This is a genomic window from Hydrogenimonas sp., from assembly GCF_029932565.1.
In the GTDB taxonomy this organism is placed as follows: domain Bacteria; phylum Campylobacterota; class Campylobacteria; order Campylobacterales; family Hydrogenimonadaceae; genus Hydrogenimonas.
The window spans coordinates 1-21,933 of record NZ_JAOZPV010000026.1; the positions used below are offsets into that span (position 1 = coordinate 1).

General features: G+C 50.8%; 19 protein-coding genes and 2 tRNA genes. 8 read left to right on the forward strand and 13 right to left on the reverse strand.

All coding sequences use genetic code 11. The features are described 5' to 3' along the window. Window positions 1-253: 253 nt before the first annotated feature. Window positions 254-330: transfer RNA gene (locus tag Q1K24_RS04785), tRNA-Met, on the reverse strand. Between the two features lie 11 nt (window positions 331-341). Then, a tRNA-Gln gene (locus tag Q1K24_RS04790) sits at window positions 342-416 on the reverse strand. A 113-nt stretch (window positions 417-529) separates the two neighbouring features. Between Q1K24_RS04790 and Q1K24_RS04795 the strand changes: the two genes are divergently transcribed. The 3 genes from Q1K24_RS04795 to Q1K24_RS04805 are packed head-to-tail and all read left to right on the forward strand — an operon-like array spanning window position 530 to window position 3,226. After that, window positions 530-1,555, forward strand: a complete 1,026-nt coding sequence (locus tag Q1K24_RS04795) for a bifunctional 3,4-dihydroxy-2-butanone 4-phosphate synthase/GTP cyclohydrolase II (RefSeq protein ID WP_300366788.1) — start codon at window positions 530-532, stop codon at window positions 1,553-1,555. A gap of 12 nt (window positions 1,556-1,567) precedes the next feature. Continuing rightward, complete coding sequence (locus Q1K24_RS04800; RefSeq protein WP_300366790.1) at window positions 1,568-2,836, forward strand: DUF481 domain-containing protein; 1,269 nt, start codon at window positions 1,568-1,570, stop codon at window positions 2,834-2,836. A 9-nt stretch (window positions 2,837-2,845) separates the two neighbouring features. Beyond that, window positions 2,846-3,226: a YbgC/FadM family acyl-CoA thioesterase gene (locus Q1K24_RS04805; protein ID WP_300366793.1), complete on the forward strand. Its 381-nt coding sequence runs from the start codon at window positions 2,846-2,848 to the stop codon at window positions 3,224-3,226. On the opposite strand, the gene Q1K24_RS04810 is transcribed toward Q1K24_RS04805, so the two are convergent. The 9 genes from Q1K24_RS04810 to Q1K24_RS04850 all read right to left on the reverse strand — a co-directional run bounded on the left by Q1K24_RS04810 (window position 3,190) and on the right by Q1K24_RS04850 (window position 13,150). Then, the gene (locus tag Q1K24_RS04810; protein WP_300366796.1) at window positions 3,190-4,464 is read right to left on the reverse strand and encodes a hypothetical protein; all 1,275 of its coding nucleotides are present in this window, start codon (window positions 4,462-4,464) and stop codon (window positions 3,190-3,192) included. The two genes, Q1K24_RS04805 and Q1K24_RS04810, sit on opposite strands and share 37 nt — an antisense overlap. Beyond that, the gene (locus Q1K24_RS04815) at window positions 4,461-5,117 is read right to left on the reverse strand and encodes a uracil-DNA glycosylase (protein ID WP_300366799.1); all 657 of its coding nucleotides are present in this window, start codon (window positions 5,115-5,117) and stop codon (window positions 4,461-4,463) included. The genes Q1K24_RS04810 and Q1K24_RS04815 overlap by 4 nt, the downstream gene beginning before the upstream one ends. A 126-nt stretch (window positions 5,118-5,243) precedes the next feature. Further along, complete coding sequence (locus Q1K24_RS04820; protein ID WP_300366802.1) at window positions 5,244-5,627, reverse strand: class II SORL domain-containing protein; 384 nt, start codon at window positions 5,625-5,627, stop codon at window positions 5,244-5,246. A gap of 158 nt (window positions 5,628-5,785) precedes the next feature. Continuing rightward, window positions 5,786-6,748 (reverse strand): CoB--CoM heterodisulfide reductase iron-sulfur subunit B family protein, encoded by a 963-nt coding sequence (locus Q1K24_RS04825; RefSeq protein WP_300366805.1) that lies wholly within the window; start codon window positions 6,746-6,748, stop codon window positions 5,786-5,788. 12 nt (window positions 6,749-6,760) lie between these two features. After that, entirely contained in the window at window positions 6,761-7,744 is a 984-nt protein-coding gene (locus tag Q1K24_RS04830) for a succinate dehydrogenase/fumarate reductase iron-sulfur subunit (RefSeq protein WP_300366808.1), read from the reverse strand. A 9-nt stretch (window positions 7,745-7,753) separates the two neighbouring features. Next, complete coding sequence (gene sdhA, locus Q1K24_RS04835; RefSeq protein WP_300366811.1) at window positions 7,754-9,472, reverse strand: succinate dehydrogenase flavoprotein subunit; 1,719 nt, start codon at window positions 9,470-9,472, stop codon at window positions 7,754-7,756. Between the two features lie 173 nt (window positions 9,473-9,645). Further along, window positions 9,646-10,440, reverse strand: coding sequence for a fumarate reductase iron-sulfur subunit (locus Q1K24_RS04840; protein WP_300366814.1), 795 nt, complete (start codon window positions 10,438-10,440; stop codon window positions 9,646-9,648). Beyond that, window positions 10,437-12,446 carry a fumarate reductase flavoprotein subunit gene (locus tag Q1K24_RS04845; RefSeq protein ID WP_300366817.1) on the reverse strand — a complete coding sequence of 670 codons (2,010 nt, stop codon included), beginning with the start codon at window positions 12,444-12,446 and terminating at the stop codon, window positions 10,437-10,439. Before Q1K24_RS04845 ends, Q1K24_RS04840 begins: the two co-directional genes overlap by 4 nt. Beyond that, a complete protein-coding gene (locus tag Q1K24_RS04850; protein WP_300366820.1) occupies window positions 12,443-13,150 on the reverse strand; it encodes a fumarate reductase cytochrome b subunit in 708 nt (235 codons plus the stop codon). Before Q1K24_RS04850 ends, Q1K24_RS04845 begins: the two co-directional genes overlap by 4 nt. Before the next feature lie 69 nt (window positions 13,151-13,219). Here Q1K24_RS04850 and Q1K24_RS04855 point away from each other — a divergent pair, with 69 nt between their 5' ends. Next, window positions 13,220-14,041, forward strand: coding sequence for a thiamine-phosphate kinase (locus Q1K24_RS04855; RefSeq protein WP_300366823.1), 822 nt, complete (start codon window positions 13,220-13,222; stop codon window positions 14,039-14,041). Between the two features lie 144 nt (window positions 14,042-14,185). On the opposite strand, the gene Q1K24_RS04860 is transcribed toward Q1K24_RS04855, so the two are convergent. Next, window positions 14,186-15,613 (reverse strand): DASS family sodium-coupled anion symporter, encoded by a 1,428-nt coding sequence (locus Q1K24_RS04860; RefSeq protein WP_300366826.1) that lies wholly within the window; start codon window positions 15,611-15,613, stop codon window positions 14,186-14,188. A 176-nt stretch (window positions 15,614-15,789) separates the two neighbouring features. Here Q1K24_RS04860 and glsA point away from each other — a divergent pair, with 176 nt between their 5' ends. From glsA to truD, 3 genes are read left to right on the forward strand one after another with little or no spacing between them, the layout of a single operon-like run. After that, window positions 15,790-16,839, forward strand: a complete 1,050-nt coding sequence (gene glsA, locus Q1K24_RS04865; RefSeq protein ID WP_300366829.1) for a glutaminase A — start codon at window positions 15,790-15,792, stop codon at window positions 16,837-16,839. 10 nt (window positions 16,840-16,849) lie between these two features. Then, entirely contained in the window at window positions 16,850-18,235 is a 1,386-nt protein-coding gene (locus Q1K24_RS04870) for a hypothetical protein (protein WP_300366832.1), read from the forward strand. Window positions 18,236-18,283: 48 nt separating this feature from the next. Further along, window positions 18,284-19,369: a tRNA pseudouridine(13) synthase TruD gene (gene truD / locus Q1K24_RS04875; RefSeq protein ID WP_300366835.1), complete on the forward strand. Its 1,086-nt coding sequence runs from the start codon at window positions 18,284-18,286 to the stop codon at window positions 19,367-19,369. 1 nt (window position 19,370) lies between these two features. Here the strand turns inward: truD and Q1K24_RS04880 are convergent, their stop codons facing one another. Then, entirely contained in the window at window positions 19,371-19,904 is a 534-nt protein-coding gene (locus tag Q1K24_RS04880) for a hypothetical protein (RefSeq protein WP_300366838.1), read from the reverse strand. A 180-nt stretch (window positions 19,905-20,084) separates the two neighbouring features. Between Q1K24_RS04880 and Q1K24_RS04885 the strand changes: the two genes are divergently transcribed. Beyond that, window positions 20,085-21,933 (forward strand): AAA family ATPase (locus Q1K24_RS04885; RefSeq protein WP_300366841.1); only part of this gene is annotated, 1,849 nt, incomplete at its 3' end.

Genomic DNA, 21,933 nt, shown 5'->3' on the forward strand with positions numbered 1-21,933 from the left:
GAGAGGTACCGGTCGGTTTCCTGACATATCTTGAAATGATGCAGTAAAAGCAGAAGACTCTTACGCTGCTTGACATAGAAACTGATGCATCGACAAATCCAGACCTCTCACGTCGGTGGGAGGTTTCTTCGCTAAAATTGCATTCGCTTATTCTGTGGCTTGACCGGTGTTGCAATTTCTAGTTGAATGGGCGTTTTGATTTCGATAGCTTGATTGAAAAGTGCTTTGAGGTTCGATTTTATGGAGTTTGAATTGGTTGCGGGAGAGGGATTTGAACCCCCGACCTTCGGGTTATGAGCCCGACGAGCTACCAAACTGCTCTATCCCGCGACAGAAGAAAGTGGATGGGGTGGAGGGACTCGAACCCCCGAATGGCAGGACCAAAACCTGCTGCCTTACCACTTGGCGACACCCCAATCGAGAAGAGGCACGTTGCCTGTTTACGGGCAGAATTATAATGCAAAAGCAGCCCAATGTCAAGAGTTTTTGGATATAATCATCCAAATTTCAAAACAGGACAAGAGAGAGTATGCCGATTCAACGTGTACAACAGGCAATAGAAGATATAAAGCACGGCAAGATGGTCGTCATGATCGATGACGAAGACAGGGAAAACGAGGGTGATCTCGTCTACGCTTCGACGTTTTCCACACCGGAACATGTCAATTTTATGGCGACGGAAGCGAAAGGTCTGATCTGTGTGGCCATCTCGAAGGAGATTGCTGACAGACTGGAGCTGCAGCCGATGGTGCAGCATAACGATTCGCAGCACGAGACTGCATTTACTGTTTCGGTGGATGCAAAAGAGGCGACGACGGGCATTTCCGCCTACGAGCGCGACATGACGATCAAACTGCTGGCGAGTCCCATCAGCACGCCGCAGGATCTTGTGCGACCCGGTCATATTTTTCCTCTGATCGCGAAAGAGGGCGGGGTACTGGTGCGGACCGGCCATACGGAAGGGTCGGTCGATCTATGCAAGCTCGCCGGTGTCGCACCGAGTGCCGTAATCTGTGAGATCATGCGCGACGACGGGCAGATGGCACGGCGCGATGATCTGGAGATTTTTGCTCATAAACATAAATTGAATATTGTCTATATCTCCGATCTGGTCGAATATCGCCTTCGCAATGAGCGACTTGTTCATTTGGGGGAGGAAGAACAGATTGAATTTTTCGATACCAAGGTGGAAAGGAAAATTTTCATCGACCATCAGGGCAAAGAACATTACGCCATCGTATTTTATAAACTGCACGAGACGGAAAATGTAAAGTTTCACAACATCGGAAGGGATGTCGACCTCTTTCTCAATCAGCACCGTTACAAACAACTTCTCAAATCGATCGATTATCTCAAACACAATGGCGGTGTGCTTGTTTTTATCAATGCAGACGATGCCGTTGGAGGTGATACGATGAAGGAGTTCGGAATCGGGGCACAGATTCTTTCCGAGTTGGGAATCAAAAACATTCGTCTGCTTGTTTCCAGCCGCGGAAAAGAGTTCGTGGGACTTGGCGGTTTCGGTCTCGATATCATTGAAGAGATCGAAGTGTAGACTGGTATCGGAATGGTGAAAAAACTCCTGGTTCCGATATTGGTGGTGAGTTCTCTCCTCTATGGTGGAGAGGAGAATGCCACCAAAATAGAAGAATCGGGGAAACTGGAACCTGGCCAGCGTCTCGAGAATGTCACCCATAAAGATATTGTCGAGGCGCGCCAGAAAGTTTTGGAAGAGAAAGCGACGACAAAGGAGCAGAAAGAGGAACTGAAACTCAGGAAGAAAGCTCAAAAAATCGATACCATTGTCGTGAAAGGTACGGTATTGCAGGGGCGCATTACCGAGCTTACATCCAAATATATCGAATTTTCACTGGTTTACGGAACGGGCAGTATCCGAATCGAGTACAAAAACATCGAACAGCTGACGACAGAGCATGAATATCATATCTTCTACAAAGGCAAAGAGACAACTGGGCGTATTGTCGGAATCAAGGACCATGCATTCCTTGTTGTCAAACATGGAGAGCTGAAAGAACTTATCAAAGTCGAAAATATCGACCGCCTCATTCTCTCTGTCAAAGAGAATGACACAATAGAAAACCGTCTTCGCAATATGTTCCCCTATACACACGGCAGTCTTGATATCGGTGTCGAAACCGAAACCGGTGTCAAAGACAAACGGAAAATCTCCATCGATTATCATGGCGTACGAAAGAAGATGAATCAGCGTCAGATTCTGGAGATTCACTATGCGTACGAGACGACAACCACGGCAAAACCCGAAGGCAGCACCAAAAGTCTTGACAAAAAAGAGCTCTACATAACTGGAGAACAGAACCTGTTGATCGATAAAAAACAGTTCTTGTTCGCTCAACTGGGTTACGATTTCGACCAACCCCGAAGTATCAGATACCGGCTCTATCCCGCCATTGGATACGGTTATCGTTTCATCTTCGATCACGATACATGGATTCAGCTCAAAGGTGGGGCAGGGTATGTCTATGAATCGTTCTACTCCTACGATGTGCCTCCCGGGCAGACTATGGTGGAAAACAATGACTATAGCGCTGCTTTTATCGGTGTCAGTGCAAAAGATCATCTGAAAAATCTCTGGCTTATTCGTGAGCTGATATTGAGTGGAAATATCTTTTACATGCCCTCTTTGGTCGATCCAAGTGCAGACTGGCTTTCACGAATGACATTCACCGTGGAAATTCCTATCAGTGCCATGCTTTCACTCAAGTGGGTTTATCGTATTGTCAACGACGACAATCCCGTGCCCGAAGTCGGGAACAACAAAACAACCACCGATATCTATTTGAGTATCAGATATTAAGGATCCAGTGTGAACATACGCGTCTATTACGAAGATACCGATGCCGCAGGTATCGTCTACTATGCGAACTATCTGAAATTTTGTGAAAGGGCGAGATCGGAGGTTTTTTTCGAAGCGGGCAGCTCGCCTCAGAGTGACGAAGGGTATTTTGTTGTGAAACATATAGAAGCCGACTATAAACACCCGGCTGCTCTTGGTGACATTTTAACAATCAGTACAAAGCTGATAGATAGAAAAAATGCCTCCATCATGCTCCTGCAGCAAGTCAAAAAGGATGACAAACTCCTTTTTGAGATGACAATCCGCCTCGCTTTTTTAAGGAAGGGCAGGCCGGCGAAAATACCCGGTTCGATCTATTCGCTGATATCCGCCTGGGAGATCGGGGCGTAGGGTTCCGGACCCTCCTCTTCCTCATAGGGCTCGATAATCTCTTCCTGGGGGAAAGGAATCTCTTTCGGAACGAAGCGATAAAGTCCCGCTTCGAACAGCCGTACCTCGTATTCGAGAGAGTGGTCGGTGAACATCTCTTTTCCCAGACGATGCGCACCCATATCCATACCGAAGAAGTAGTCTATTCCCACAACGGTGGCGTAATTGAGCCAGTTGAATCGGATATCCTGCCCGATAAGCGAAATATTTTCGGTCAAAAACGGATCCATGGATCCTATGGAACTTGCAAGGACCATGTTTTCTCTATCGTGATACTGTGTCAGTGTCAGCAACAGCGGCGAGTAGTTGATCTGTGTACTCAATACCAGCAGGGGTTGAAAGTCCGCCAATGTAACCTGCGAAAGAAAGAGACTGCTTTTGACGACAGGCGTATTCAGAAATATCGTCGACTGGTTCAGATCTTCATGTTGTAGGATAATCTCTTTATAATAGCCGTTTTGTCCAAGTAGAATCGAATCATTGACATCGACATAGTTGTAAACGGTTTCGGAAAGCATGGTCGAAAGAGCTGATCTGTCCGAAACGGTAATCGTCGTGGCATTTGATTCGACAAGATAGCTGAGAGTCTCGATCTGTCTGTTGTAATCGATGCCACCGAATGAAATGAGTTTGTTACTACAGGTTGTACGGTTGCTGTGCAGAGTCGGAATATAGAATTTCGTCGGTAAAAACTGATGACAAAGATAGTCTGCACCTTTTTGGGTGATGGGAGCGACGACGAGATTGTAGGAGTTTGCAGAAATTTTCTCCAGCGTCTCCCGAAGGGTTTGATTGGATTCATCCGCTATCGTGTAAAGTTCCATTTCAAACGGGATGCCCCGGTTGAGGAGATAGGCAAGTGCCGAGTTGGTTGTAGATGCGGCATATTTCCCGATCATCTTTGGGGAGACAATGAATGCAATGCTGAAAACTCCCCCACCGTATATCTTTTCTTTGAGATTGAAAAGTGCCGAATAGGTCTGGCGTAACAGAGCAAGTTCGGAATTTTCCGTCTGTTTCGATTTTGCAAGAAAGGTAAAAATCTCCCCTTCTGCAAGCGCCTCTTCAAGCATCGCATCATCGTAAACCGTCGGATCAAGATCAATAAGAATTGTGGTAGGAACAGGAATGGGTGAGAGCAGTTGGCTCTGTGCAAAGAGAGAGATATATATCAATAGAAGTGCCAGCACTCTTTTCATAACATGCCCTTGATTTTAAGGAGATCCTGGTACGCCTCTTTCTTGGCAGATGGATTACGTAACAGATAACTTGGATGGTATGTCGGTATCAGCTTGAATGTTCCCATTTCATATATTTCACCCCGTACTTTTGTGATACCGGTCTTCTCGCCCGTCATATAGTGATACGCTGTCGCTCCAAGTGCCGCAATCACGTTCGGTTGGATCAATTCGATCTGCTTGTGCAGATACGGCAGACAGGTATAGGCTTCTTCCGGTGTCGGTACCCTGTTGTTGGGTGGTCTGCATTTGACAATATTGGCAATATAGACCTCACTGCGCGGTATCTCCAGAACATTTTCGATCATTTTCGTCAGCAGTTCACCTGCACGGCCCACGAAAGGCCTGCCTGTGGTATCCTCCTGCGCGCCAGGCCCCTCTCCGACAAACATCAGCTTTGCATGGGGATTGCCTTCACCAAAGACCGTTTTGGTACGGGTCTTGCTCAATGGGCAGAGATGGCATTGTGAAACGATCTGTTCGAGCGCTTTCAGATCGTTTGGCAATGTCGAGGGCGCACCTGTTCTTTTCTCTATAATCGGTACATATTGAAAACCGAGTTGCTTGAGTTGGTACAGGCGTTTGAGCTGGAGTGCGTTGTATAGTCTATTCATAGGAAACAGTTTAGGAAAAAAGGGGTTAAAAAGAGGTTAGGAGTGTCTTCCGACACCCCGGTTATGCAAATTTATTCGAAAGTAAATCGCCGAAGAGCTGTTGTCTCCGGCGGAAAAACAGAGTTCTCAGTCGACAGTTACTTCGACCGGATCACTTTCCCAAAGGCCGTGCTTCGTGCAGTAGGACATCGCGGTCAGAGTCAGTTTGTTTCCGGTTGGAACGATGTTGAATGTTACCTCGGCATGCTCTTTCTGATTGCCGAGTGCACCCGGTGTGAATGTAGCCTGTCCGAGAAGTGTTTCGCCATTCCAGAGCTGGATGTAGGCAATGTAGTGATCGAAATCGTCCGGATGGCTGTACTCGTTACCCATTTTAACGGTTACGGGAAACTTCTCACCTTTTTTCGCACTGCTTGCACAGTGAATGAACGGTGAGTGGCGATCGATGTAATCTTTTTTCGCTTCTCTTTCTACAGTATCGATGTCAACATATCGGTTGATTTTAGGCATGTTGGCCTCCTTCAATTTGATTTTGTTATGGTTATTGTATCACACCGTTGTTAAAGAAGATAAATTTTGTCTTATTTGATCTGCTGATTAAGAAATAAGTAAGAAAGGTATCCGAAACCCGGGAAAACCCGCGTTTCAGACAATTTTGAAGGTTTCTGTTATGCGAAGTTGACTTCGGCGACGTTATGCTGAAGTCCAAGCTCTTTCGGATCTATGCCCAGTGCCAAACCGACAAGTTGGGGAAGGTGCAGAACCGGCAGTGCAATATCACGCCCCATCTCCTTGGCAACTGCATGTTGTTTGACATCCATATTCAGGTGACAGAGCGGGCAGGGTGTGACCATCATATCCGCATTGTTGTCGATCGCGTCAAGGAGTGCCGTACCGGTCAGACGGTTTGCGGTTTTCGGAGCCTGAAGATCGGCATGGAATCCGCAACATTTGTTTTTACTGTCATAATCGACACTGTTGCCTTTCAATGCTTCGATCAGCCTGTCAAGAGATGTAGGGTTGTATGGATTTTCATGCATGTTGTATTTACCCATCATCTCTTCCGTTTCAAAACCGTCCATTGCACCACCTTCATCGATTTCCGGATCGTACCCTTCCGGCGTATTGTGTTTGTAGTGAACATGGCTCGGTCGGATGTTGTGACACCCATAAAAGGCCGCGATATTGAAATCGCTGAGTGGCTTCTCGACCTTTTCGGCCAGTTTGTCGAGTCCATAGTCGTCGATGATGGCGTAAAGGAAGTGGCGGACACTGCTCGTTCCCTTGTATTCGAGACCCACTTCGGCCAGTTTTTCGTTGACCTGGGATTTTATGTCTTCGTCATGATCGAGGCGCTCTTTGGTCAAGACCGTATTGAGCTGACAGGTGTTGCAGATGGTAACCATGTCCAGGCCCTGCTTCTCTGCGTAGCAGATGTTGCGGGCGTTGAGAACCAGTGAGAGGAAATCGTCGAAATCCTGGAGATGGCTGGCACCGCAGCAACTCGCTTCGTCCAGAAGGACCAGTTCGATGCCCAGTTTTTTGGCGACTGCCATCGTCGACATCAACAGTTCGGGGGTGGATTCTCTCGCTGTACATCCTGTATAAAGTGCGTATTTCAATTTTGCCATGTTGTCTCCCCCTTAAAATTTGACTTTCGATGAAGATTTGACCAGCGTCTTGATCTCATCGAGGTTTTTGGATTTGGGCATGTTCCAGGGCATGACGATCTTGCCCTTCTTGAACATTGCAATAGCTTCGGGCAGGTGCTTGAGCACACCGATATTGCCTTCGGAATAGCGGACCAGTTCTCCTTCGTCGAGAATACCGTGTTTGACGATGGAGTGTTTGAAACCGACGGCGTGGCGTGTCGCGACATTGTCCTGCGCCATACCCTCTTCGAAAAGCTGATTATGGAGTTTGGTGATTTTTTCAATCGGATTGACATCTTTCGGGCACGCTTCGGCACACTCGAAACATTTGACACAGTCCCAGACACCGGGTCCCATTTCGCGGACAGTTTCGAGACGATCGGCTTTGGCACTGTCACGGACATCGGCGTTGAAACGATACGCTTTCGCGAACTGAGCCGGACCGAAATACTCTTCGTTGACCTCTACAACAGGACAGGCATAGTAACAGCTGCCGCACTGGATGCAGTAGTCGGCTTCAAGAAGCTCTTCCGCCTCTTTCGGAGAGACTTTGATCTCCTCTTCCGGATTTTCGTCCACTTCCGCTTCCAGATAGGGCCGGAGTTTGGCATGTTTTTCCCAAAAATCGCTGCGATCGATAATCATATCTTTGACGACACGTTTTTTGCTCTGCGGCTCAAGCAGCAGTGTGTCGGTCTGGAAAATATCGACCAGTTCCCAGACATTCTGTTTACAGGAAAGTACCGGTTTTCCGTTGACCTTGATGGCACAGGCGCCGCAGATACCGTGACGGCAGCTGCGACGATAGCTGAAGCTTCCGTCAAATTCCCATTTGATGCGGTTGAGGATGTCGAGAACCAGCTCGTCCTTGCCAACTTCCATCTCGTAGGTTTTGAAGTAGGGCAGAAAATCGGTCTCCGTATTGAAACGGAATGTTTTGAATGTCAGTTTTTTAGTAATACGTTCTGTACTCATACCCAATCCTTAATATTTTCGCTCTTGCGGCTCGAATTTGCCAAGTGTCACATCACCATACTCGATATTGATCGATCCATCTTCGTTCATCGTCGCGAATGTGTGCTTGAGGAATTTCTCATCGTCGCGTTTCTGGTAATCTTCGCGGAAGTGCGCACCGCGGCTCTCTTTACGCGCGATCGCCCCTTCGACGATGAAGGTGGAGTAGTCGAGCATATGGCCGAACTCGATCGCTTCCTGCAGATCGGTGTTGAAAATTTTGCTCTTGTCATCGATACGGATGTTTTTGTAGCGCGCACGCAGTTCCATGAGAATTTCGCGCTGCTTGAGCATTGTCTCTTCGGTACGGAAGACGCCGGCATTGGCGGTCATACTCTCTTGCAGCTCCTTGCGAAGCTGGGGAACACTTTCGGTACCGTTGTTGTTCATGCAGAAAGAGATCTCGTTGAGCATCGTCTCCGCATCTGTTTCACTCACGTCATGTGCCTGAAGATTGCCGTTTTCAAGATCTTCGACAATGTGTTTGCCGACATGGCGGCCGAAGAAGAGCGCCTCGAGGAGCGAGTTCGCACCGAGACGGTTTGCACCGTGTACACTGACACAGGCACATTCGCCGGCAGCGTAGAAACCGCGGACGATCTCGTTCGGGTTTTTCTTGACGTGTCCGTCGATATCCACCGGAATACCGCCCATGGAGTAGTGGGCCGTCGCTGCGATATGGATCGGTTCCTTGATCATGTCCTGACCGAGGAACGTGATGGCCAGATCACGCAGTTCCGGGAGTCTCTCCATGATGATCTCTTCGCCTAGATGCGTCAGGTCGATGGCGACGGCATCACGGTTCGGACCAACACCACGTCCCTCGAGAATCTCCTTGGTGATGGCGCGGCTCACTACGTCGCGGGGTGCCAGCTCCATCTTTTCGGGTGCGTATTTCTCCATGAAACGCTCACCCTCGCTGTTGTAGAGACGTCCGCCTTCGCCGCGGGCCGCTTCGGAGATGAGGATGCCGCTGCCGGCGAGTCCGGTCGGGTGAAACTGGACGAACTCCATATCTTCCAGCGGAAGGCCATGGCGTGCCACAATCGAGAGGCCGTCACCCGTATTGGCGTGGGCGTTGGAACTGATTTTGAAGGATCGCGCATAACCGCCTGTGGCGAACATGACCGCTTTGGCCGCGAAAATGGCTGGCTCCAGATTACGGATATTGTAGGCTACGGCGCCTTTGACGAGGCCCTCCTCATAGACGATGTCGGCGACGTACCACTCGTCGAAAAAGGTGACGTTTTCCCGCTCACACTGCTCGTAAATGGTCTGCAGCAGTGTCAGGCCCGTACGGTCTTTCGCGTAGCATGCGCGTGGCTTGGACTGGCCACCGAAGGGACGCTGGGCGATGGTGCCATCCTCTTTACGACTGAAGGCCGCACCGGCATTGGCAATCCAGCGGATTGTTTCGGGTGCTTTCGAGCACATCAGCTCGACTGCATCCTGGTCGGCCAGATAGTCACTGCCCTTGACGGTATCGAACATGTGGAGATCGATATCGTCGTCTTCGCTCAACGCCGCATTGACACCACCCTGGGCCGCACCAGAGTGGCTGCGGAGCGGATGGAGCTTCGTCAGCACGGCAACCTGTTTGCCGGCACGCTGAAGTTCGCGTGCGGCTGCCAGACCGGCCAGGCCGGCACCGACAATCACTACATCGTAATTATGTATCTGTACACTCATGTTAGACGCATCCTTTTAATGGCATAGATAGGTCAATTATACATGTTTAGGCTATAAAATAGTTTAATCGATTGAGGAGAAATCGGAAGGGAATGTCCGAATGTTACGGAAAGGGGCAGCGTGGTTTTGATTGAAAGAATATGTAGCGGAAGAAGATACCCCCTCTCACCGTATCAATGTTCGGGCATCTTCTCCTCATGCTGAAGACAGTTACATTTTCTGATGTTGTTGTTGAGCCCCGTTTTGACCATCTGGCGCCTCATATAGGCGATTTTCGACTGCAGCGGAAGTTTTTTCGGACAGACATCTTCGCATCCGAGCAGTGTCATACACCCGAAAACACCGTTTTCGTCCCCAATGAGCTCGTAATAGTCCGCATCGGTCCGTTCGTCACGGGGATCGAGTCTGTAGCGGGCAATCTTGTTGAGACCTACGGCGCCAACGAAATTTTCATTCATCTGGATCGTTCCGCATCCTGCGATGCAGCATCCGCACTCAATGCAGCGGTCGAGTTCGTAGATCTCTTCGGCCAGGTCCGGATCCATCGGTTCCTCGATGCGGTCGATATCTCTGAGTTCTTTCTCCTTGTGGTGGATCCATGTTTCGAGTCGCTCATTCATACCACGCATCCATTTGCCGTTGTAGATGGAGAGGTCACCGATCAGCTCGAAAAAAGGCAAAGGTGCGAGGTTGATTTCATCGGGAAGACGTGACGTCAGGGTGCTGCAGGCAAGACCCGGCTTGCCGTTGATCAGCATGCCGCAGCTTCCGCATATCCCGGCGCGGCAAACGAAATCGAACTTCAACGAAGCGTCGTGATGTTCACGGATATCGTTGAGCACGATGAAGAGAGTCATCCCCGGAGCCTCTTCGATTTCGAAGGTATCGATGTGCGGTTCGTCCCCTTTGATATGGGGATCGTAACGCAGTATGTTGATCTTCAGTTTTCTCGGTTTGGTGTCACTCATTGGTCATCCTTCTGTTCGTCGAATCGTTCGTAGAGTCTCTCATTGCGTCCCCGGTATCTCTCCGGCAGAAGGTGTTCGTAGGGCATCAGTGCCTTCTGGATCGCAAAGCGGTCGGCTCCCTTTTTGAGGAGTTCATTGCGAATGGCGTCGATCTTGGCCTGCTGAATGGCACTGTCGGGGTTTTCGATGATATTTTTCTTGCCGTATCCCCGCCAGCCCGGCGGCAGCTCCATATCCATGATGTCGATGGGTTCGTACGTGACCGTCGGAAGGGTCTGTTCCGGATCGGGCCATGAGGTAATCGTACGTTTGAGCCAGTTGATATCGTCACGCATCGGGTAGTCTTCCCGGGCATGCGCTCCCCGGCTTTCCGTACGAAGCAGTGCTCCGTATGCCACCGTCAATGCCACTTTGATCATCTTCTGTGTACGATATGCCACCACGAGAGCCGGATTGGCGGCATAGGATTTGGATCGGAAAACGCCGATGTTCTTACTGCGTATATGCAGCTGTTCCAGCTGTTCGACCGCATCCTGCAGATCCTTACCGTTTCTGAAAATTCCGACCTTCTCCATCATGATCTTCTCCATCGCCCGCCGCAGGACATAGGCATCTTCACCCCCTTCATTGTTCAGAAGGCGATGGATCTTCTCCTTTTCGGCTTCGACAAAGACTTCGATGGCACCGGTCGAGATGCCGATATGGCTCTGCGGTGAATCACAGAAGTCGGAGATATATTCGGCTACCAGCATGCCCGAGACGACCGTTTCACTGACAGAGTTGCCACCGAGGCGGTTGAAGCCATGCATATCCCAGCATGCCGCTTCGCCACAGGCATACAGCCCTTTCAGCGTCTGCGACTCGCCAGTATGTTTCGTTCGTATGCCGCCCATCGAGTAGTGTTGCGTCGGACGCACAGGAATCCAGTCGACCGCGGGATCGATTCCCAGAAAATTTTCGCAGATATCCTTCACTTCACGCAGATTCTTTTCGATATGTTTGCGTCCCAGTATCGTAATGTCGAGCCAGAGATGGTCGCCATAGCGCGACGGCACCCCTTTGCCTTTGCGTATATGTTCGATCATACGCCGTGATACGACGTCGCGTGAAGCGAGTTCTTTCTTCTCCGGTTCATAATCCGGCATGAAACGGTATCCGTCGACATCCCGGAGGAGACCGCCGTCTCCGCGGCACCCTTCGGTCGTCAGGATACCGACCGGTACGATGGCTGTCGGGTGAAACTGCACCGCTTCCATGTTCCCGAGTGTCGCAATGCCGCTTTCGAGTGCGATTGCCTGGCCTGTACCCTGGCAGATGATAGCGTTGGTAGATACTTCGTAGATCCGTCCGTATCCGCCCGTCGCGATTGTCGTCGCCTTGGCGATATAGGCGACAATTTCGCCGGACATCAGATTGCGTGCGACGACACCGTAACAGCGGCCATGATGGTGAATCAGCGAAAGCGCTTCCATCCGCTCATGGATTTCGACACGGTCCTCGTGGGCTTTGTTGTCCATCGCATAGAGCATACTGTGGCCGGTACCGTCGGATGTATAGCAGGTGCGCCACTTCTTCGTTCCGCCGAAATCCCGGGCGGTAATGAGGCCGTGTGCCTCCTCCTTCTCCTCGATGACGACCTTCTCGGCATTGATGATCGACTCGTGTTTTCCTTTTCGTACACGGTTCCACGGCACGCCATAATGGGTCAATTGGCGGATCGCTTTGGGAGCGGTATTGACGAACATCCGAACCACCTGCTGATCGGCACCCCAGTCACTCCCTTTGACCGTGTCTTCGAAATGGATATCTTCGTTGTCTCCCCATCCCATCGCACAGTTGCCGAGACTGGCCTGCATGCCACCCTGGGCCGCCGCCGAATGGGACCGTTTCGGAGGAACGAGTGTCAGGACGATCGTATGGTGTCCGCGCTCCTGTACACCTGTTGCGACACGCAGTCCTGCCAGACCGCCGCCGACGACCAGAACGTCCGTGTAGATGATATTCATTTGTCGACCTTTACAGCGGGTGTCTCATCCAGATGGAGTCCAATGGAGATATAGGTGCCCAGCGAGGCCAGGCCGATGACGATATAGGCAGCGATCCCCGCACGCATCAGCCGTTTCATGATTTTTCGACTCGTGCGATAATTTTTCCCTTCAAACCACCCCCACTTGAGTGCAAGCCGGTAGAGACCCACAAATGCGTGCAAAACCACGCAAAACAGAAGCAGCAGATAAAGCGGCCACATCCACCCTTCGACAACACGCTGCGCCGAAAGATAGGGCCCGATTTTCGACGGATTGACCATCATGAAATAGAGATGCACCGAGCCGAGAAAGAACATGGCGAAGCCGGTGACGACCTGCACCATCCAGAGAGAAGTATCTTCATGACGAAAGCGATCTTTATGGGTTTTGAAAGTTTTGTACTGCAAATAGGTCGAAGGGATTTTACGTATGGCCAGTGCCGCATGCAGAATGAAGAGCGCGAAAATAAACGCTGCGAGCAGTGTGATGATAATGGGATAACGGGCACCGAAGAAGTAGTATCCTTCGAAAAAGAGGGTCATCTTTTCCATTGCATCGGGCCCGAGCAGGATGCTCGCTTCGAACAGAATATGGCCGACGATGAAAAGAGCCAATATCAGACCCGACATACTCTGTAAAAAATCGAGATAGGCTGGCACACGACTATGGTGCAATTTGGACATGCATTGTTTCCTTCAAATTGATGGCGGATTATTCCATACCGAAGATTAAGATGCGATATAATCCTACCTATGAATAAAGAAGATTATTTTATCGGCTGTTTTTCCGACAACACATTTATCGGAGACGATGCGGCCATATTAAATAATATGTGCATCAGTCAGGATGCATTTTTCGAAAACGTTCACTTCAAAAAGGAGTGGACGAGCCTCTATAATATCGCCAGAAAAGCGATGCTCGTTAATATTTCCGACGCAATCGTCATGAACGGAAAACCGAAATATGCGCTTCTGACCGTCGCGATTCCCAAAACCTACACCCGCAGAGAGCTCAGGGAGCTCGCACGGGGGTTCCAGGATACTGCCGACGACTATGGTATTACGATCATAGGTGGCGATACGATCGCCAACGTCAAACTCGACATCTCCATCACGATTCTGGCCGAATGCAGTCGTCCGGTGTTGCGCAGCGGTATGAAAGAGGGTGATCTGCTCGCCTATACCGGCAGGCTCGGTGAGAGTCGCCGTGATCTGGATCGTCTGATGCGGGGCTTCGCCGTCTCACCTTCATCCCGTTTTATCCATCCCGTTCTGCGTGAAACATTTTTTTTCAAAGCGGCGAAGTACATCCGTTCTGCCATGGATATATCCGACGGGCTCTTTCACGACCTGGAAAAACTGCATCGTGCCAACCGGCTCGGTTTCGAACTGTTTCAGCCGATCCCGAAACGAATCGGATGCAGCGGAGAGGAGTTTGAAGTACTGTTGGCATTCGATCCGCGTCATGAAGCGAAGATACGATCCATCGCAAAAATGACCCGTACACCATTGACAATCTTTGCGCGTGCAGCGAGGAAACCTTACCGAAATCTATGCAAGCCGCAACATTTTTGAATGGGACGGCAGACATATAGGTGAGATTGCGCGTCGTATCGGGCGGAATCTGATGGCATCAAATTTTTCACCTTCCGACGAACCGCCAGGGGACGATCCCACCTTCCTGCTCTGCTGTTGCGATGCCCGTTCTTGTTCCGTTTTTTAACTGATCGCCAATATCCAAAACGTTCCAATCCCCATAAATACCAGCAGATTCAGCATCGTCATGATGAAACCGTTGCGATAGATCTCTACCGACGTCATGTATTCGGAGCTGACGAAAATGACATTGGCCGAGGAGCCCTGCGGAGTGATAACCGAACTGAAATTGGTTGCGAACAGCAGCATGAGTGCAAGCAGATAGGGTGGAACACCGGCATGGATGCCGACTTCCAGAAAGATGCCGTAAAGCGCAAGCATATGTGCCGTCTGCGACACAAACAGGTAGTGAATCAGAACATAGGTGACAATCAGAATGAGATAGACCAGGGGCCAGTTCATCCCTTCGATACCGGATGCGATCAAAGTACCAATGTACTGCATAAATCCAAATTGGTCGAGATAGGAGCTGAGTGTGAAGAGTACAGCGAACCAGATCAGTGTCGCGAGTGCTTCACCCTGATGACGCAAATCTGTCATCGTGAAGATTTTCGCTACCATCAAAATTCCCAAGCCTGCAAAGGCGACCGCCGTCTGGTCGATCGGATAGATGCCCGACAGTGCCCAGAGGATTACCATGGCAATGAAGACCGTGCCCGTGATCCACTCGTTGCGATGCACTGGCCCCATATGATCGAGGACCTGCTGGGCTTTGGCAGGGGCATCCGGTGTCAGCTTGACTTCGGGTGTATAGACTTTCATCAAAACCCACGGGGCGAGAAGAAAGGCGATGAGAGCGGGAACGATGGCCGCCAGGAGCCAACCTCCGAAACTGATTTCTACGCCGAACTTGTGCGCCATCTGGGCACCGAGCGGATTGGCAGCCATTGCCGTAAACCACATACTGGAACTGATGGAGAGCCCGACCATCGAATTCATCATCAGGTAAGCCCCCAGTCTCTTTCGTGTTCCGTCGACAACTTTCGAACCGCTGTCGTGTGCGAGGGACTGAACGATGGGGAAGAGAACACCCGAGCGTGCCGTGTTGGATGGAAATGCCGGGGCAATGAGAATATCGGTCGCCATCATCGAGTAGGCGAGACCTATGGTCGACTTCCCGAACTTCCGAATGATGAGCATCGCGATACGCTTTCCAAGTCCCGATTTGACGACCGCCTGGGAGACGAGAAACGCCACGACTATCAAAAGGATAAATCCCTGTGAAAAACCCGAATAGGCCTGTTTTGCCGTCAAAAGGCCCGACAATACCGTAACGGAAAGGGCGAGAACCGATGCGACGAAGATGGGAACAAGGTTGAGAATGATGGACAGAATCGTCGTGAAGAAGACGGCAAAAAGATGCCAGGCTTCGACGCTGAGTCCTTTCGGCGGCGGCATGAACCACAGTAGCAAACCGATTCCCAGTGTCAGGCTCCATGCTATGGCATGTCTATACTCTCTTTTTCGATGGTGGCGAGCCTTCTGATGCATGGCTGTTCTTCCTCGATTGCGATAATCTTTTCCGTTTAATTGTAGCACAATGCAACGGACGTCATCTATCGATCCAAAATAGCCGAACACTCAATCTCCTGCACCATATCATTATAAAACGAACTTAAGTGTAGTTCATGTAAAATGTTTAAAATTCACAATAATAGGGAGTCATTATGAACAGTGCCGTTTTCGGATTCCGGGTTCGAAGAGTTGGAGTACTGCCTTTTTTCGCATTCCTTCTGACACTGCTGTTCGCCACCAGCGGATTGGCGAGGGATGTTTCGGGTCTCGCTCTGAACGAAGCGAAAATCAAGCAGGCCGTGATGGAGGCATACGAGAAGTTCAAGAACGACAACAGCGGGAAGAACGCCGATTACATCAAGGCACTCGCCAAAGTCGATTCGAAAATTTTTGGTATTACCGTCGTCACAAAAGATGGCAAAGTGATCGAAGTAGGGGATACCAAGGCGGCTGTCTCTATCCAGTCCATCTCCAAAGTCTTTACGGCGTCGCTGGTGATGCAGGAGCATGGCGCGAAGTTTCTGCAGGAGAAGATCGGGGCAAATGCCACCGGTTTGCCTTTCAACTCCATTATCGCTATCGAACTGCACAACGGCAGTGCATCGAACCCGTTCGTCAATGCCGGTGCCATTCAGTCCACGAGCTGGGTAGGTGCGAAGGGTTCCAAGGAACGCTGGGCGAAGATCAAAGGAAACATGGACGCCTATGCGGGCCGCAAGCTCCCATTCAACGAAGAGGTCTACGTCTCCGAAGTGAACGACAACAAGCGCAACCAGGCGATCTCAAAAATACTCGACGCCTATGGCCGTATGGGCTCCGATCCGCTCGAGGCGACGACCGTCTATACCAAGCAATGCTCGGTCAATGTCACTTCGCACGATCTGGGTGTCATGGGTGCGACACTCGCCAACCATGGCGTCAATCCCATCACGGGCAAACGTGTACTCGACCGCGACAATGTCCCCAGACTTTTGGCTGTGATGGCGACAGCGGGTCTTTACGACAATGCGGGAGACTGGCTCTATGCGACGGGCGCACCGGCAAAAAGCGGAGTCGGCGGCGGTCTGCTGACCGTTGTCCCGGGCAAGCTGGCCATTGGTGTGGTCTCCCCGCCTCTCGACAAATACGGCAACAGCGTCCGTGCCCAGAAAGCCACGATCTATATAATCGAAAAGCTGGGGCTCAACCCCTACGCCCAATAAGGAGAGATGAATGAAACCGATTAAACTCTCGTTCATCGTCGCCTCCCTTGCCGCCGCGGTTTTGGTACAGGCATCGGAGCCGATAGTTGCACCATCGGAAGCGGTCGTCGACGACGATCGGCCCTACGATCCGATTCTCAACCGGACGCCGGAAGGAATTTTCATCTCCGATACGGAGTGGAAAGTCTCGGGTGATATACGTGCCGGCTGGGTCGATTACGACTACTCCAATTCTCCCAACAGCAGCTATGATTCATCCGTTAACAAGGGACACAAAGACTCCAGAGGCTTCTATCTCATTCCGAAAGTTTCGATCGAGTCGCCGGTCTACAACGGGTTTTCCGGAAAAATCACGGGTGCGGGAGTCACCGATTTCGGTCTCAACGATCCCGATTACGAGACACGGACTTTCGCACTGGGTACAGACAACAAATCGTACGCCATTCTGCAGGAGGCGTACCTTAAATACAAAGATGAGACCAATGAAGTAGTGGTGGGGGCGAAAGAGATCGTCACACCGATGATCGATGCGGATGACTGGTACCTTCTTGCCGACACGTTCCAGGCAGCCTACTATGTCAACAGCTACTTCGAAAACATCAAGTGGGGCTTTGCCTATTTCTACAAAATGGCGGGTCCATGGGACAGCGGCGCACGCGATGGCAGTGAAGAGTACGCCTCGATGTCGGAAGCGAGTTTCGTACCCGACGATATCAAAGACGATGCAGACGACAAGGGTGTCTACACGGGTGCGTTTGTCTACTCGGTCGACCATCACAATCTGCAGGTCTGGGAATATTACGCACCGGACCTCTACAATACGATCTTTGTACAGTATGACTTTACGGATACGTGGGATACACTCAGCTACGATTTGGGAGCGCAATTGATCAATTTCGATGATGTGGGCTCCATGAAGGATTACGAGGATGGGAGTATCGGCTACACGATCTATTCCGCCCGGTTTGACGGAAATTTCGAAAACGGTTTCGATTTTGCGACCGGCGCCAGTTTCTATACGGATGGAGACGGAACCCAGTACACGCTTGGTGCATGGGGTGGTTATCCCTATTTTGCAAACGGTATGATTTTCCACTTTTTCGAGGCGGGCAGCCTGCGCAACGCCAACTCCTACAAGGCTCAGGTGGGCTACGATCTTGGCCAGCTGGGAGCTGAAGGATTGTGGGTCGGAACGCGGTTTACCTATTTCGACCTGGACGATGAATATTCCAAAACCGCGACCGGAGAATCTCAGGATTCCATGCAGATGCTGGGACTGCGTGCCTCGTATCGCAACGACAACGGTGCTTATCTCACAGTAACGTACGAAGCAGTCGATCTGGACAACGAACCGGATATTTCCGGTTTCCGCTTCATCGGCGGTTTTACTTTCTAAAACGCTATTGCCGCCGTGACATACGGCGGTTTTCGCTATACTTCATTCATGAAACCCGACAGACTCTATCCGTTATCGCATGCACCCATCCATTTTCATTTCAGGCACTCTCCTGCCGATTTTGTCGTTACGGAAATCCCACTCTACGATTTCTCGGGGGAGGGTGAGCACCTCGTGCTCAAAGTACGCAAAAAAGGTCTTACTACCTGGCAGATGCTGGAGCTCTTCAGCTCACATCTTGGTATCAGAGTGCGTGATATCGGTTACGCCGGCCTCAAAGACAAAGAGGCCATGACGGTGCAGTACATCTCCATACACAAATCATACGAAGAGGCTCTGAAAAGCTTTTCCCATCCCGCCATCAAAATTCTGGAGACGACACGCCACGACAACAAACTGCGTATTGGCCATCTCAAGGGCAATCGCTTTTTCATACGTCTCAAAAAGGTGAGCCCGACTGACGCGACAAAGATCGATTCGCTGTTGAAGTGGATAGCGGAGAACGGCTCTCCAAACTATTTCGGGTGGCAGCGTTTTGGCAGAGAGGGGGACAACTTCGAAACGGCACGTGCCGTCATCGAAGGGAAGAAAAAGATCCGTAACCGGAAAACCCGTGACTTTCTGATGAGTGCCTACCAGTCCCACCTCTTCAACCTCTGGCTCAGCAAACGGATCGAACTCTCCCGTCTATTCGACGGACTGAAGCCCGCAGAGCTCAAAGAGGTTTTCGTCTGGAACGATGACATTATCAAGGCTGTGCACAAAGAACCACACTTTTTCAAACTCCTTCCCGGCGATGTGGCACAACACTATCCACACGGAAAACTTTTCACTGTATCCGAGCTGCATGAGGAGGCCCTGCGTTTCAAAGCGCGTGACATGAGTCCCACCGGTATACTGCCGGGAGAGAAGGCGAAACAGGCGACCGGCCTGGCCTGGGAGATGGAGAAGGAGTTTGTCGAGGAGGTGCCAGCCAAGGGCGGAAGGCGCTACGCATGGATATGGCCCGAGAAGCTGGAAGGAAACTATAAAAAGGAGGAGTGGCACTACGAACTTCACGTTACACTCCCCAAAGGGAGCTACGCCACCGTCCTTTTGGAGATGATCGCCAACCGACCCATCCGGGAGGTGTAACCTACCGTCTTCCCGGTCTGCCGCCCGTTTTTCCCATCAAGTTTCCCACGATCACCATTTTGGGCGTCCACTTCAACAGGACTGCCGCTTCGTCACGTCCCATTTCGCTTTCGATACGGAGGTTTTTCGGACAGGTGCCATGCTGCATGACCTGTTCGAGCGTTGTACGGCTTTTTCCATTGAGAGGATAGAGCAGATGCAGCCATTTTTTGTTTCCATTGTAGACAAGGAGACCGAACGTTTTGCCGGAACGGCTTCGAAGTTCGAAAAGCGAGAGGTTTCCAAGGGTCGCAACCGTTTCGATTTTCAGGGGCGAGAAGAGCATATCGACGGTGCGCCTGACTCCGTTGTGAAACCGATAGCCGCTCTCAGCAAGGAGGCGCTCGAAAAGAAGTGTCCCGCTTTCACGTTCAATAATCTTACGCTCTATCCGAAGGGGTGGCAGCAGAGAGGTCTCTCTCTGTACCCTTTTCGCGGGTGTTGTCCATCTGCACTCTTCGACCTGGAGAAATAGTTCCCCACCGGTAAGATACATGGAAGTGGCCGCACATCCGGTAATAAACAGAAGAAAGAGAGGTAGAAAAAATGTTCCGGAAGATTTCATGGAAGAGATTATAACGTAGCGCTGTGTTACAATCGTAAATAGAATCCATCCCAAAAATACCTGTGTTGATTAACGGAGACGGATTCTGGAAATACGATAATGGATGGAACGATGAATGGATTTGAAGCTCACGCCAAAAAAGAGATCGTGGGGCAGGAGAGGGTACTTTTATATCTGGACCATGTAGTCGAAAGGCTGGGAAGGATACGTCTTTTCGAAGGTGTCGAAGGGGCTATCACCCTGGCCGGACCACCTGCATGCGGAAAAAACTTCGCAGCCAAAATCATCGGAGGCTATCTCGAACGCGAGATCCTGATTCTCCATATGGGGGAGTTTGCCTTCGCCGACGATATCGAGCGGCTTATCGGGAAAAAGGGGATCCTGGAACAGTGGATCGAGGAACATCCGAACGGCGTCGTTATTTTCGAAGAGATCGGCAAAGCCGACCATTCGATCCAGCGGGCGATGGCCGCCATCGTTGCGGACGGTGCCCCGGACGACCAGAGGCGTTACCGGCAGGCCATTTTCCTCTTCACATTTACCCTCGGTGATCCGACATGGTATGAAAAAGAGTTCGTCGATGCCTACTATGACAATCCTCTTTTGCGTCAGGGGAAGTTTTACGAAGATATCTCCAAAGTTGCGGTTCCCGACGATCAGGGAAACATGATAGGTCTCTTCGATGCGGAGCTTTTGAACGTTCTGAGCGAAGGGGATCTGGCACTCTTCTATCTGCTCGACCTGAAGGCCCTCTGGCAGATCACCGAACGGATCATGCAGCGGACCGTCGATCAGCTCAACAGCGTCTCTCTGACAGAGATCGAAATCCGCTCATCCGCCAACCTGTCACTGGCGCTTCTGCTCGACTTCTCTCCCTATCTCAACGCCAAACGGATCGCCCACAAGCTGCCGGCACTGCTTACAGACCGATTGACACAGGAGTGCCAGACAGCGGAGAAGTGCGTCATCGCTCTCTCACCGAAAGCGGAAAAGTGGCTTGCCGCTTTTTTCGATATCTCTTTCGATCTCAAATATTTCGTCAAATTCGAACGCCATTTCGATCTGTCATGGAAGATTCGAAAAGGGAAGAGGCAAATCACGCTGCTGATCGATGCGATCAGAGAGATCGAAACGACGCGTCCCGAACACCGCACACCCTATGCCGACAGACTTTCGATTCGTGCATCCCATATCGGTTTTGGTGACGTAGCGGGCCAGGTTCGTGTCAAAAAAGAGCTCAAGTCGATCATCAAAGTTCTGCAGAACGAAAAGGGGCTCAAACATTTCCATATCACGCTTCCGAAAGGGCTGCTGCTCCACGGTCCCGAAGGGGTCGGAAAAACGATGCTCGTCAAAGCGTTCGCGAAGGAGGCCGGACTGCCGTACATCTACCTTCGCAATGTCGATCTGTTCGACGAAGTATTGATTCAGGAGGTTTACAGCCGGGCGCGCATCGCGGCCCCCGTCATCGTTGTTCTCGAGGGTGTCGACACCAAAGGGGTGATCGAAGGCAACTACACCCATATTCCGACCGGTACGCTCTGCGATATGATCGACCATGCACCCGCCGAGCCCGACAACTACATCTTCACGATCGCTACGGCTCGGAATCTCGAAGAGGTCCCCGAGGACCTGACCCATCCGGGACGCATCGACCAGAGTGTCGAGGTGCCTGAACTCGACCGCGAGGCCCGACGCTTTTTCGCCAAAAAGATTCTCGAAAAACCGCATGATGAAACGATCGATATCGATCGCATTACCCGCTACATGTCGGGTATGAACGGGTACGAACTTGGACGTATCGCAAAAGAAGCCGCACTCGATGCCCTCAGACTCGGCAAAGACCGGTTGAGTGAAGAGATCATCATCGACCGGATCAACACGATCAAATATGGCCACAAACTCGAAAAGAAACGGTTTAAAAACTTCGAAGAGGATCTGAAAAAAAGCGCCTGGCACG